13 protein-coding genes are annotated in these 12,930 nt (G+C 67.3%); 9 read left to right on the forward strand and 4 right to left on the reverse strand.

The genetic code is table 11. The features are described 5' to 3' along the window. Window position 1 precedes the first annotated feature (1 nt). Complete coding sequence (locus AC5Y4Q_RS14905; RefSeq protein ID WP_064920871.1) at window positions 2–229, reverse strand: dodecin family protein; 228 nt, start codon at window positions 227–229, stop codon at window positions 2–4. 137 nt (window positions 230–366) lie between these two features. On the opposite strand from AC5Y4Q_RS14905, the gene dnaE reads away from it, so the two are divergent. Continuing rightward, entirely contained in the window at window positions 367–3,906 is a 3,540-nt protein-coding gene (gene dnaE / locus AC5Y4Q_RS14910) for a DNA polymerase III subunit alpha (protein ID WP_125224513.1), read from the forward strand. Window positions 3,907–4,052: 146 nt separating this feature from the next. On the opposite strand, the gene AC5Y4Q_RS14915 is transcribed toward dnaE, so the two are convergent. Continuing rightward, window positions 4,053–4,502, reverse strand: a complete 450-nt coding sequence (locus tag AC5Y4Q_RS14915) for a PPOX class F420-dependent oxidoreductase (protein ID WP_499959465.1) — start codon at window positions 4,500–4,502, stop codon at window positions 4,053–4,055. 53 nt (window positions 4,503–4,555) lie between these two features. Between AC5Y4Q_RS14915 and AC5Y4Q_RS14920 the strand changes: the two genes are divergently transcribed. From AC5Y4Q_RS14920 to AC5Y4Q_RS14930, 3 genes are all read left to right on the forward strand, one after another. Beyond that, the gene (locus tag AC5Y4Q_RS14920; RefSeq protein ID WP_499959467.1) at window positions 4,556–4,966 is read left to right on the forward strand and encodes a helix-turn-helix domain-containing protein; all 411 of its coding nucleotides are present in this window, start codon (window positions 4,556–4,558) and stop codon (window positions 4,964–4,966) included. Window positions 4,967–5,168: 202 nt separating this feature from the next. Continuing rightward, the gene (locus AC5Y4Q_RS14925; RefSeq protein ID WP_065018868.1) at window positions 5,169–5,789 is read left to right on the forward strand and encodes a hypothetical protein; all 621 of its coding nucleotides are present in this window, start codon (window positions 5,169–5,171) and stop codon (window positions 5,787–5,789) included. Between the two features lie 156 nt (window positions 5,790–5,945). After that, complete coding sequence (locus AC5Y4Q_RS14930) at window positions 5,946–6,689, forward strand: hypothetical protein (protein WP_131809519.1); 744 nt, start codon at window positions 5,946–5,948, stop codon at window positions 6,687–6,689. Between the two features lie 8 nt (window positions 6,690–6,697). Here AC5Y4Q_RS14930 and AC5Y4Q_RS14935 read toward each other — a convergent pair whose 3' ends face one another. Next, on the reverse strand, window positions 6,698–7,531 hold the full coding sequence (locus AC5Y4Q_RS14935; RefSeq protein ID WP_064920865.1) for a class I SAM-dependent methyltransferase: 834 nt from the start codon (window positions 7,529–7,531) through the stop codon (window positions 6,698–6,700). Window positions 7,532–7,612: 81 nt separating this feature from the next. Between AC5Y4Q_RS14935 and AC5Y4Q_RS14940 the strand changes: the two genes are divergently transcribed. The 3 genes from AC5Y4Q_RS14940 to AC5Y4Q_RS14950 all read left to right on the forward strand — a co-directional run bounded on the left by AC5Y4Q_RS14940 (window position 7,613) and on the right by AC5Y4Q_RS14950 (window position 10,810). After that, a complete protein-coding gene (locus AC5Y4Q_RS14940; protein WP_499959470.1) occupies window positions 7,613–8,398 on the forward strand; it encodes an enoyl-CoA hydratase/isomerase family protein in 786 nt (261 codons plus the stop codon). A 23-nt stretch (window positions 8,399–8,421) separates the two neighbouring features. Continuing rightward, window positions 8,422–10,257: a fatty acid--CoA ligase FadD11 gene (gene fadD11, locus AC5Y4Q_RS14945; protein ID WP_499959472.1), complete on the forward strand. Its 1,836-nt coding sequence runs from the start codon at window positions 8,422–8,424 to the stop codon at window positions 10,255–10,257. A gap of 76 nt (window positions 10,258–10,333) precedes the next feature. Next, on the forward strand, window positions 10,334–10,810 hold the full coding sequence (locus AC5Y4Q_RS14950) for a DUF488 domain-containing protein (protein ID WP_499959596.1): 477 nt from the start codon (window positions 10,334–10,336) through the stop codon (window positions 10,808–10,810). Window positions 10,811–10,816: 6 nt separating this feature from the next. On the opposite strand, the gene AC5Y4Q_RS14955 is transcribed toward AC5Y4Q_RS14950, so the two are convergent. After that, window positions 10,817–11,029 (reverse strand): hypothetical protein, encoded by a 213-nt coding sequence (locus tag AC5Y4Q_RS14955; RefSeq protein ID WP_064920862.1) that lies wholly within the window; start codon window positions 11,027–11,029, stop codon window positions 10,817–10,819. Window positions 11,030–11,119: 90 nt separating this feature from the next. Here AC5Y4Q_RS14955 and AC5Y4Q_RS14960 point away from each other — a divergent pair, with 90 nt between their 5' ends. Then, window positions 11,120–11,557: a nitroreductase family deazaflavin-dependent oxidoreductase gene (locus AC5Y4Q_RS14960; protein ID WP_064920861.1), complete on the forward strand. Its 438-nt coding sequence runs from the start codon at window positions 11,120–11,122 to the stop codon at window positions 11,555–11,557. Window positions 11,558–11,585: 28 nt separating this feature from the next. After that, the gene (gene ilvA / locus AC5Y4Q_RS14965; protein ID WP_064920860.1) at window positions 11,586–12,887 is read left to right on the forward strand and encodes a threonine ammonia-lyase IlvA; all 1,302 of its coding nucleotides are present in this window, start codon (window positions 11,586–11,588) and stop codon (window positions 12,885–12,887) included. Window positions 12,888–12,930: the final 43 nt, after the last annotated feature.

Consider the following 12,930-nt stretch of genomic DNA (forward strand, 5'->3'; position numbering starts at 1 on the left):
GTCAGCTGGACTCGGTGGAGGATTTCGGCGGCCGGATCTTGAAGGAGATCCGCAGCTTGGTGCGGTAGATGATCCCGCCCTTGTCATCGAGGGTGAGGTCCTGCTCGACGACCTGGGCGACGCGGATGTCGTCGATGGTCTGCTTGGCCCGGTGCACCGCCTCGGCCGCGGCGTTCTCCCACGACGACGGGCTGGTGCCGATGATGTCGATCACCCGGTACACGCTCATGTATGTGTCTCCTCCGCTTCAGACGCACCTCAACGTAGTGCACGGCGGCGGCTGCTGTCCCGGGAAATGCCCGCCCGGAAGACACACCCGACGACACGCCGGGCTCGGTCGGTGCCCGGCCATAGACTGGCGGTCCTATGGGATCTTCGTTCGTACACCTGCATAACCACACCGAGTACTCGATGCTGGACGGTGCGGCGAAGATCGCCCCCATGCTGGCCGAGGCGCAGCGGCTTGAGATGCCCGCGATCGGGATGACCGACCACGGAAACATGTTCGGCGCCAGTGAGTTCTACAACGCCGCGACCAAAGCCGGCATCAAGCCGATCATCGGGGTGGAGGCCTACATCGCCCCCGGTTCCCGGTTCGACACCCGCCGGGTCCACTGGGGTGATCCCGGCCAGAAGAGCGACGACGTCTCCGGCGGCGGCTCCTACACCCACCTGACCATGGTCGCCGAGAACGCCACCGGGTTGCGCAACCTGTTCAAGCTGTCCTCACTGGCCTCCTTCGAGGGCCAGCTGGGCAAGTGGTCGCGGATGGACGCCGAGCTGATCGCCGAGCACGCCGAGGGCATCATCGCCACCACCGGGTGCCCGTCGGGGGAGGTGCAGACCCGGCTGCGGCTCGGCCAGGACCGCGAGGCACTGGAGTCGGCGGCGAAATGGCGGGAGATCTTCGGCGCCGAGAACTACTTCCTGGAGCTGATGGATCACGGGCTGTCCATCGAGCGCCGGGTACGCGACGGGCTGCTGGACGTCGGCCGCAAGCTGGGCATCCCGGCGCTGGCCACCAACGACTGCCACTACGTCACCCGCGATGCGTCGGCGAACCACGAGGCGCTGCTGTGTGTGCAGACCGGCAAGACGCTGTCGGATCCGACCCGGTTCAAGTTCGACGGCGACGGCTACTACCTGAAATCGGCCGCCGAGATGCGCGCGCTGTGGGACGACACCATCCCCGGCGCCTGCGATTCCACCCTGCTGATCGCCGAGCGGGTGCAGTCCTACGCCGACATCTGGACCCCGCGCGACCGGATGCCGGTATTCCCGGTTCCCGAGGGCCACGACCAGGGGTCCTGGCTGCGTCACGAAGTGGCGGCCGGGCTGGAAAGGCGCTTTCCGGCCGGTGTGCCCCAGGAATACACCGATCGCGCCGGCTATGAGATCGATGTCATCTGCGGCAAGGGATTTCCGTCCTACTTCCTGATCGTCGCGGACCTGATCAACTATGCGCGCTCGATCAACATCCGGGTGGGCCCGGGCCGCGGTTCGGCGGCCGGGTCGCTGGTGGCCTACGCCCTGGGCATCACCAACATCGATCCCATTCCGCATGGGCTGCTGTTCGAACGCTTCCTCAACCCGGAGCGGCCGTCGGCCCCCGACATCGACATCGACTTCGACGACCGTCGCCGCGGCGAGATGGTGCGCTATGCCGCCGAGCGGTGGGGCAGCGACCGGGTCGCACAGGTGATCACCTTCGGCACCATTAAAACCAAAGCCGCGCTGAAAGATTCGGCCCGCGTGCACTATGGACAGCCCGGTTATGCGATCGCCGACCGGATCACCAAGGCGCTGCCGCCGCCGATCATGGCCAAAGACATCCCGCTGTCGGGCATCACCGACCCGACCCATGAGCGGTATAAGGAGGCCGCCGAGGTCCGCACGCTGATCGACACCGATCCCGACGTGCGCACCATCTACGAGACCGCGCGTGGCCTGGAAGGACTGGTCCGCAACGCCGGCGTGCACGCCTGCGCGGTGATCATGAGTTCCGAGCCGCTGATCGACGCCATCCCGCTGTGGAAACGCCCCCAGGACGGCGCCATCATCACCGGCTGGGACTACCCGTCGTGCGAAGAAATCGGCCTACTGAAGATGGACTTCCTGGGCCTGCGCAACCTGACGATCATCGGTGACTGCCTGGAGAACATCAAGGCCAATCGGGGGATCGACCTGGATCTGGATTCGTTGCCCATGGACGATCCGGCCACCTATGAATTGCTGGGCCGCGGTGACACCCTCGGGGTGTTCCAGCTCGACGGCGGCCCGATGCGTGACCTGCTGCGCCGCATGCAGCCGACCGAGTTCAACGACATCGTCGCGGTGCTGGCGCTGTACCGGCCGGGGCCGATGGGCATGAACGCCCACAACGACTACGCCGACCGCAAGAACAACCGCCAGGCGATCAAGCCCATCCATCCCGAACTCGAAGAGCCGCTGCGCGACATCCTCTCCGAGACCTACGGTTTGATCGTCTACCAAGAGCAGATCATGTTCATCGCGCAGAAGGTCGCCTCCTACACGATGGGCAAGGCCGATGCGCTGCGTAAAGCCATGGGCAAGAAGAAACTCGAGGTCCTAGAGGCCGAGTACAAGGGCTTCTACGAAGGCATGACCGCCAACGGGTTCTCCGAGAAGGCCGTCAAAGCGTTGTGGGACACCATCCTTCCGTTCGCCGGGTATGCGTTCAACAAGTCGCACGCGGCCGGGTACGGGCTGGTGTCCTACTGGACGGCGTACCTCAAGGCCAACTACCCGGCCGAATACATGGCCGGGTTGTTGACCTCGGTCGGTGACGACAAGGACAAGGCAGCGGTGTACCTGGCGGACTGCCGGCGGCTGGGTATCACGGTGCTGCCGCCGGACGTCAACGAATCCGAACTGAACTTCGCCTCGGTCGGGGAGGACATCCGCTACGGGCTGGGCGCGGTGCGCAACGTCGGCGCCAACGTGGTCGGGTCGCTGATCAGCACCCGCACCCACAAGGGCCGGTTCACCGATTTCTCCGACTATCTCAACAAGATCGATATCGCCGCCTGCAACAAGAAGGTCACCGAATCGCTGATCAAGGCCGGCGCCTTCGACTCGTTGGGCCACCCGCGCAAGGGCCTGTTCCTGGTGCACACCGACGCGGTCGACTCGGTGCTGGGCACCAAGAAAGCCCAGGCGATGGGGCAGTTCGACCTGTTCGGTGGCGGGGATGGCGAAACCGCTGGGACCGACGCCGTTTTCGGGATCCGGGTGCCTGACGAGGAGTGGGCCGACAAGCACAAACTGGCCCTGGAGCGGGAGATGCTCGGACTCTACGTCTCCGGACATCCACTCAACGGCATCGCGCATCTGCTGGCCACCCAGGTCGACACCCAGATCCCGGCGATCCTGGAGGGTGAGATCGCCAACGACACCCAGGTGCGGGTGGGCGGCATCCTGGCATCGGTGAACCGCCGGGTGAACAAGAACGGAATGCCCTGGGCCTCAGCGCAATTGGAGGACCTCACCGGAGGTATCGAGGTGATGTTCTTCCCGCACACCTATTCGGCCTACGGCGCCGAGGTCGTCGACGACGCCGTGGTGCTGGTCAACGCCAAAGTCGCCATCCGCGACGACCGGATCTCGCTGATCGCCAACGAGCTGGTGGTGCCCGACTTCTCCGGCAACGCTGCGGATCGACCGCTGGCGGTCAGCCTGCCGACCCGGCAATGCACCATGGACAAGGTCACCGCCCTCAAGCAGGTGCTGACCCGCCATCCCGGCACGGCGCAGGTGCAGCTGCGGCTGATCAGCGGGGAGCGGATCACCGTGCTGGAACTGGACCCGTCGCTACGGGTGACGCCGTCCTCAGCGCTGATGGGTGACCTCAAGGCGCTGCTGGGACCGGGGTGCCTGGGCGGGTAGCGGCTACCCCCGACACCGCTGCTTGGCCTCACCACCGGTTCATCGGCCGCCCGGCCACTGCCACTCCGCCAGGGCGTGCGCCCCGGATGCGATCTCTGCGGCCGGGCTGTCCGCTGGCTGCGCGCCCGAGTGAGGCCGACGGCCGGTCAGACGGCCACGGCCACGGCCACGATGACGCTGTCCGGCCACAGCGTGCGGCTGCGCGCGCGCCGCAGTTTCGCGCGCAGGGGCAGATCCCGGTGCACATTGGTCACGCCCGGAACCGTGATCATCGGCATCACGTTCCACTGCCAGCCGTAGCGCCGGTGCAGGGTGCGGTTGGCGGCCTCGGCCTCGGCGCCGGAGAGAATGGTGGCCCGGCCAGCAACGGCTGGCGCCTCGTCACGGCACCGGCCGCGGTAATCGCAGGCGGTCAGCTCGACGTCCGGGCGCAGCGCAAGTCGCCGGGTCTTGGGGCCGATCTTGGTGCGGAACAGCACCGTGTCGTCGTCGAGCGCGAACCACACCGGAGTGGCCACCGGCGAGCCGTCGCGGCGGAAGGACCGCAACAGCGCGTAGCGGGCTGTGCGCAGTTCGTCGAGTCGTTGTATGGGCATGACGCCAGTGAACAACCTAGAGTTGACTCTAAGTCAAGCACCAGGGGGCGCTGTTGTCCGGCCGATTGACGATTGGCGAGGTGGCCCGCCGTAGCGGAGTCGCCGCGACCACGTTGCGCTATTACGAGCAGATCGGCCTGGTGGCGCCGCCGGCGCGAGCGGGCGGGCAGCGCCGGTACGACGAGGCGGTGCTGGCCCGTCTCGAGATCATCGGCCTGTGCAAATCGGCGGGGTTTGCCCTCGACGAGATCCAGCTGTTGTTCGCCGACGACGTGCCCGGTCGCCCGGCGAGCCGAGCGCTGGCGCAGGTCAAGCTCGCCGAGATCGACGCCCAGCTCGAGTCGTTGTCGCGCGCCCGCGCGGTGATCGAGTGGGGTATGCAGTGCACCTGCCCGTCGATCGACGCGTGCACCTGCGGTATCCACTCGCCGGCCCTGCACTCCAGCCCCAATGGAGCCCGTTGACGTGCCGGACCGGGAAAGCTCAATCTCAAGGTAACGTTTAGATCCGTTTCTCGTAACAACACAGCATCACCGGTGTAACGTCTGAAACTTCCCACACAACTGGTGTGGTCCCGGGGGAAAAGGACCATCTGTGATGTCTGTGCGAAACCGCGTCTTAGCGTTGCTCGGGGGAGCAGCAGCCGCCCTGTTCGCCGGGTGCGTCATGCCGGCAGCACTTGCGCACGCCGGTGTTGCCGGCCCCTATCAGACCTGTGACGGGGCGACGTGTCTGGTGATGGGCATCGACAACCCGGACACCTGGACCTACAGCGGCTTCCGGCCGTACTTCACCGACTGGAAGGGGGACCAGGTCTACAACGTCGAGGTGGCCGCGGCCGACGGTTCCCTGGTCAACGCGGGCAGCTACGACATCAAGGTGGAGGACTACTGGTCGGCGTTGATGTCCAGCTCCACTTACACCTATGGCGCTTACACTCCGGCCGCGGACGGCGCCGACCCCGGCGCGTTCGCCGGCCTGACCGGTACGACGGTGTATAGCACCACCTTTGGCGACTTCAACCAGGTGACGATCAACGACGCCGCCAACGGGGCGACCTACTGGATCGTCACCACCCCGAACTACGTCAACACCGAGGTGACGATGGACGGGGCGAGCCAGGATTACATCCAGTACGCCGGAGATGCGGCGCCGACGCTGTTGTGGAATAGTCTCGATAATTCCAGTTATGTCTCGGTGCCTGACTACCTGATCCCGGCCGACCCGTGGGCCGGCTTGGACTTCGACCCCAGCGAGTACCTCGACGGCCAAGTGGCGGGACTGTAGGAGCAACGCATATGGTGTCGAGGCGAAACGAACCGGGGGCTCAGCGTTAACAAAAAATCTCATCAGATTCTGATATGAATCAGATAACACACGTGTAACGTTTGGTCACCTGAGGCGTCACAAAGCGCACGAGCAACAAGCTTAACGGAGGCAGTCATGTGGAAATCGCGTCGTCTTCTCACCCTGCTCGGGGTAGGCGCCGCTGCTGGGTTCGCCGCAGTAATACTGCCGATGTCGTCAGCTCACGCCGCCGGCGAGTCCGGCGGAACCTCTCCGGTGCCCGGATGGGACGGGCCGTACGAGACCTGCGACGGCGTGGTCTGCTTGGTGATGGAGCCACTGACGCGCGAAAGCGTCGGCCGGGACTGGTCCTACGAGGGCATCCGACCGTGGATCACCGACTGGAAGGGTGACCAGCTCTACAACGTCACCCTCAACGGCGATGAGGTCGGCGGCTACAACATCAAGATCGAGGACTTCTGGAACTCGTTCTACTCCACCTCGGCCTACCAATTCGGGGACTTCATACCGAACGCCGACACCCCCGAAGACCTGAGCGTGCTGGGCAACTTCGGCTATCTGGCCGGGGCCTCGATGTACACGATCAACCTGTTCGATGGCGCCTTCACCAACGTGACCCTCAACGGTGTGGGTCCGCACGATCTGAACTACTGGATCATGTCCGCCGCCGGCACCACCTACTCGGTGGTGACCGACCCGCTCAACGGTGTCTCGGCGGGTCTGATCCAGTTCGGCGAGGAGGCCCCACAGCAGCTGTGGAACAGCTTGTTCCACTCGTGGACCCCGGAGATCCCGGATTACGTGATTCCGAACGACCCGTTCGCCGTTCTGGACTTCAATCCGTGTGACTTCCTCGGCGGCTGTGACGTCCCGCTGTAGCGGGCATCTCAGAACTTGTAACGCAGCACCCGGGCTTTGCCGGCCACTGACTTGAACCGGCCGGCAAGCCGGGTCAGCCGCCGAGCCGCCGGGGGGAATGCGTCGACTTCAGCGGCGTGCGCCAGGCAGGCCTGCTCGACCAGGCGCAGCCGCGGCTCCCACCGCTCGGGGGTGTGCGGGTCGGTGAAGCCGGGGTTGGCCCAGACGTGGCGCAGCACGCTGAACATGCCTCGCGGCGCGAGCTTCATCCCCAGCGAGCTCAGCGCGCCGACCCGGCCGTAATCGTTGAACGCCAACTCGCCGGTCCCGAAGTAGTCGATAACCCGCCCCAGCAGGGCGATGACCTGTGGTTCGGTGAGAAAGGCGAACAGGCCGTCGGCGATCACCATGGTCGGTCGGCCGACCGGGATGCCGGCCGTCCAGTCCGGGGACGTCAGATCGGCCGCGATGACGTGCTCCGCGCGCTGAGCCGGCAGCAGCTTGTCGCGCAGGGCGACCACATGCGGGAGATCGATGCTGTACCAGTCGACGCTCGCCGGCGGCTGCACCCGCGCCAGTGGCTCGTTGAGCCCGGCGCCGAGATCCACCACGACGGCGTCGGGATTCGCGGCGGTGAACCTACGAACCCGGTCATCGAGCAGCTTGGCCCGCAGTGCCGTCTGGCGCACCACGCTGGCCGGGATCCGGAAACCGTCGAAGTCGTAGTCGATCAGGCCGACGACCCGGTCCGAGAACTCGTCGCCGAGAATCGGAGTCGGGGAGCGGTTGTCGAGGGCGCGGGCGTAGGCGGTGAGAAACGCGGTCTGCTCGAGGAGGCTGAACTCGGTGACGGCAATCGGCATGGGGTTCACCGTAGGCGACGATCGGACATACGCGGGGAAACCGGAACCAATGCCGCTACCGCGCCGCTAACGTCAACGCTCATGGAAACGCAGCAGGCGACCACCCTCACGGTGGCGGCCGAGGGGGCGCGTGGATCGATCACCTTGAATCGCCCGGACAAGCTCAACCCACTGAGCACCGTGACCCTGCAGGAGCTGATCTCGGCGGCCCGCTGGTTCGACGCCCGGCCCGCGGTCAAGGTCGTCGTCTTCGCCGGCAGTGGCCGGGCCTTCTCGGCCGGCGCGGATCTGGCTGCGTTCGCCGCCGCTGCCGACGGCGCGGCAGCCGTGCGGGAGGCCGCGGACGCCGGCCGGCGGATGGCCGAGGCGATCGAGGCCATGCGGGCGGTGACGGTGGTGCGCCTGCACGGCCACTGCGTCGGCGGCGGGGTGGTGCTGGCCGCGGCCTGCGATCTGCGGGTGGCCGCCGAGGACACCCGGTTTTCCATCCCGGAAGTCGACCTGGGTATCCCGCTGGCGTGGGGCGGCATCCCGCGGCTGGTGCGGGAGATCGGCCCATCGCTGACCAAGGAGCTGGTGATGACCTGCCGGCCGTTCGACGCCGCCGAGGCGAAGGCGGCCGGATTCCTCAACCGGGTGGTGCCCGAGGCCGATCTGGACGATGAAGTCGATGAGCTGGTCGAGAAGCTGGTCGGGAAATCCGCGCTGACGTTGTGCGGCACCAAGCGTCAGGTCAATGCGGTGACCGAGGGGATGGTGGTCACCGCGCGCAGCTGGAACGATGCCGATGCACTCGTGACGGCCGTGCACGATCCCGAGTCACAGGCCTCGGCGATGGCGTATCTGCAAAAGGTGAGTCGGCGCTAGTCAGCGGCGAGCAGGGGGGCGACATGACAAACAGCAAGCCGGTGGGCACCTTGTGTGAGGCGTTTCAGCGCACGGCCGCCATCGATCCCGACGCGGTGGCACTGCGAACCGTCGGCGGCACGCAGACGCTGACCTGGTGCGAGTATGCGACACAGGTGCAGCAGGTGGCGGCCGGACTGGCCGGCCTCGGGGTGCGACGCGGCGACACGGTGTCGCTGATGATGGCCAACCGGATCGAGTTCTACCCGCTGGAGGTCGGGGCTCAACACGCGGGGGCCACGTCGTTCTCGGTGTACAACACGCTGCCCGCCGAGCAGCTCGGTTACCTGTTCGGTAACGCCGGCACCAAGGTGGTGGTCTGCGAGCAGGCCTACGTCGCGGCGATTCGGGCCGCCGGCGCGTCCATCGACCACATCGTGTGCGTCGACGGGCACCCGCCCGGAACCCTGTCTCTCGACGATCTGCTGGCGGCGGGGCACGCCGACTTCGACTTCGAATCCTCCTGGCGCGCAGTACAACCCGACGACGTCGTCACCCTGATCTACACCTCGGGCACCACCGGCGCCCCCAAAGGGGTGGAGATGACGCACACCAACCTGTTGTTCGAGGCCCGGGCCCTCGACGCCGTGCTGGGCGTCCGCTACGGCGACCGCGTCACCTCCTACCTGCCGTCGGCGCACATCGCCGACCGGGCGATGGCGCTGTACAACCAGGAGATCTTCGGCGTTCAGGTCACCGTCGTTCCCGATGTGAAGACCATCGCCGGGGCACTGCCCGACGTACGGCCCACCATCTGGGCGGCTGTCCCGCGGGTGTGGGAGAAGCTCAAGGCGGCAATCGAATTCGCTGTCGACGGTGAACCCGACCCCGACCGCCGCGCCGCGCTGCAGTGGGCGCTCGCGGTCGGGGCGAAGCGATCTGCGGCACTGCTGGCCGGCGAGCCGGTGCCCGGCGATGTCGCCGCGGAGTGGGCCCGGGCCGACGACCTGGTGCTGTCGAAACTACGGGCCAGGATAGGGTTGGACGAACTGCGGTGGGCGGTCTCGGGTGCGGCCCCGATTCCCAAGGAGACGCTGGGCTTCTTCGCCGGGATCGGGATACCGATCTGCGAAGTCTGGGGCATGTCGGAGCTCAGCTGTGTCGCATCGACGGCGCATCCGCGCGAAGCCCGGCTGGGAACCGTCGGAAAGTTGCTGCCGGGGCTGGAAAGTCGCGTCGCCGATGATGGCGAGTTCCTGGTCCGCGGGCCCCTGGTGATGCGCGGCTACCGCAAAGAGCCGGCCAGGACCGCCGAGGCGATCGACTCCGACGGCTGGTTGCACACCGGTGACATCCTCGAAGAAGACGCTGACGGCTACCTGCGGGTGATCGACCGCAAGAAGGAGCTGATCATCAACGCCGCGGGCAAGAACATGTCGCCGGCCAACATCGAGAACGCCATCCTGGCGTCGTGCCCGATGATCGGGGCGATGGTCATTGTCGGTGACGCGCGGCCCTACAACACCGCGCTGTTGGTGTTCGACGCCGACTCGGTCGGGCCCTACGCCGCCGCGCACGGGGTGGCCGAGGCGACACCGGCCGCGCTGGCCGCCGATCCGGGCGTGATCGCGCAGATCGCTGCCGGGGTCGCCGCCGGCAACGCCAAGCTCTCGCGCGTCGAGCAGATCAAGCGCTTCCGGGTGCTGCCCACGCTGTGGGAGCCCGGCGGCGACGAGGTCACGCTCACCATGAAGCTGAAACGCCGGCCGATTGCCGCCAAGTACGCCGACGAGATCGAGGAGCTCTACGCCGCCGAGCCCGGTCCGCACGTCCACCAGCCGCAGGCCGCCGAGGCTGACCGGACCACGACAGCCGTCTGAGGAGGGCAGCACCACGACACCAACGGTTTTCACCTTCGGCCACGGCACCGCGGACGCGGCGGGGATCACGGCGCTGCTGTCCGGGGCGGGCGTGGGCCGCCTGGTCGACGTGCGTACCGCACCGGGCAGCCGACGCAATCCCGACACCGCCCGCGAGGCGATGCAGCACTGGCTGCCCGACGCCGGAATCGGCTATCGCTGGGAGCCACGGTTGGGCGGCTGGCGCCGGGTCAAAGGCGAGAGCCCGGATGTCGGGCTGCGCAACGACTCCTTCCGCTCTTATGCCGGTTACATGCGCTCGGAGGATTTCCGGGCCGGTATCGACGAGCTGCTGACCGATGCCGCCGAACACCAGGTCGCGGTGATGTGCGCCGAGACCGTGTGGTGGCGTTGCCACCGCAAGTTGATCGCCGACTACCTCACCCTGGTCCGCGGAATCGAGGTGCGGCATCTGATGCACGACGGAAAGCTGCCCGAGCACCGGCCCACCGCAGAAGCGCGGCGTGATGGCGATGTGCTGGTCTACGACGGCCCGCCGCCGGATCCCCGATAGCGGCGTTCAGTGCCCTGACAGACGCCGTGACCCGAGGACGAGCCAGACCGCGGTGCACACCCCGGCACCGGCCAGCACCGCGGCCGAAGCACTGGCCGTGGCCGCGCCGACGCCCAGCAGGGTGATGACGCCGGCGGCCAGCGCGACCAGCTTGTAAACCGGCCAGGGCACACCCGCGATCGGCACCTGTTGCTGCCGGTAACGGTCGGCGGTGGTCATAGCGTTAACGGTACGCGATAACTAATTGTTAGGCCAGCCGAAATCTCGTGGTCGGGGTGTCGCGTCCGGTCGTCGGGCTACGCTGACGGCATGCCTCTGAGCGGAGAGTACGCACCCAGCCCGTGGGAGTGGTCGCGGGAGAACGCCGAGAAGTACATGGCCTCGGGCGGCACCGAGGGCACCGAAATGAAGGGCAAGCCGGTCATCTTGCTGACCAGCGTGGGAGCCAAGACCGGCAAGCTGCGCAAGACCCCGCTGATGCGGGTGGAGCACGACGGTGAGTACGCCATCGTCGCCTCACTCGGCGGCGCCCCCAAGCACCCGGTCTGGTACCACAACGTCAAGAAGAACCCGCGGGTCGAGTTGCAGGACGGCACGGTCTCCGGGGACTACGACGCCCGGGAGGTGTTCGGCGAGGAGAAGGCGATCTGGTGGGAGCGCGCGGTTGCCGCCTGGCCGGACTACGCCGACTATCAGGCCAAGACCGACCGCCAGATCCCGGTGTTCGTGCTGACCCCGGTGGGCTGAACCTGCTGCTGGGTGGCACCATATTGCGGTGTCCGCCGAACTGCGCCAGAACAGAAGTGGCCCCGACGCGGGCCCAGCGAAAGGTCCGCTGACAGCGGCCGACGTCGACGCGGCAGCCAAGCGGATTGCCGGCGTGGTGGCGCCCACCCCGCTGCAGCACAGCGACCGGCTCTCCGAGCTCACCGGCGCCCGGGTGTACCTCAAGCGCGAGGATCTGCAGTCGGTGCGGTCCTACAAGCTGCGCGGCGCCTACAACCTGCTGGTCCAGCTGACCGAGGACGAGATGGCCGCCGGTGTGGTGTGCTCCTCGGCCGGCAACCACGCGCAGGGGTTCGCCTACGCCTGCCGCTCGCTGGGTGTCCACGGCCGGGTCTACGTGCCGGCCAAGACACCGAAGCAGAAGCGTGACCGCATCCGCTATCACGGCGGAGAGTTCATCGAGCTGATCGTCGGCGGGGCGACCTATGACCTGGCCGCCGAGGCAGCACTGGCCGACGTGGCCCGCACCGGCGCCACCCTGGTGCCGCCCTACGACGATCTGCGGACCATGGCGGGCCAGGGCACGATCGCGGTGGAGATACTCGACCAGCTCGGGACCGAACCGGACCTCGTCGTGGTTCCGGTCGGCGGCGGTGGGTGCATCGCCGGCATCACCACCTACCTGGCGGAGCGGACCACCACCAGCGCGGTGCTGGGCATCGAGCCGGCCGGAGCGGCCTCGATGATGGCGGCGCTGGCCGCCGGGGAACTGGTGACCCTCGACCACGTCGATCAGTTCGTCGACGGCGCCGCGGTCAGGCGGGCCGGGGCGCTGCCCTACGCCGCGCTGGCCGCCGCCGGCGACATGGTCTCGGTCACCACCGTCGACGAGGGCGCGGTCTGCACCGCGATGCTCGACCTCTATCAGAACGAGGGGATCATCGCCGAGCCGGCCGGCGCGCTGTCGGTGGCCGGCCTGCTGGAGGCCGATATCGCGCCGGGTTCGACGGTGGTGTGCCTGATCTCCGGCGGCAACAACGACGTCTCGCGGTACGGCGAGATCCTCGAACGTTCCCTGGTGCACCTGGGCCTCAAGCACTACTTCCTGGTCGACTTCCCCCAGGAGCCGGGCGCGCTGCGGCGGTTCCTCGACGAGGTGCTCGGGCCCGGGGACGACGTCACCCTGTTCGAGTACGTCAAGCGCAACAACCGCGAGACCGGGGAGGCCCTGGTCGGCATCCAACTCGGGTCGGCGGCTGATCTCGATGGGCTGCTGGCCCGGATGCGCTCCTCCCAGGTGCACGTCGAGCCGCTGGAGCCGGGGTCACCGGCGTATCGCTACCTGCTGTAGCCGCGCACCGATCCGCCGCCGCAGGTGGCCTCGCGGCGCCGAA

The organism is Mycobacterium sp. NGS16 (genome assembly GCF_059813225.1).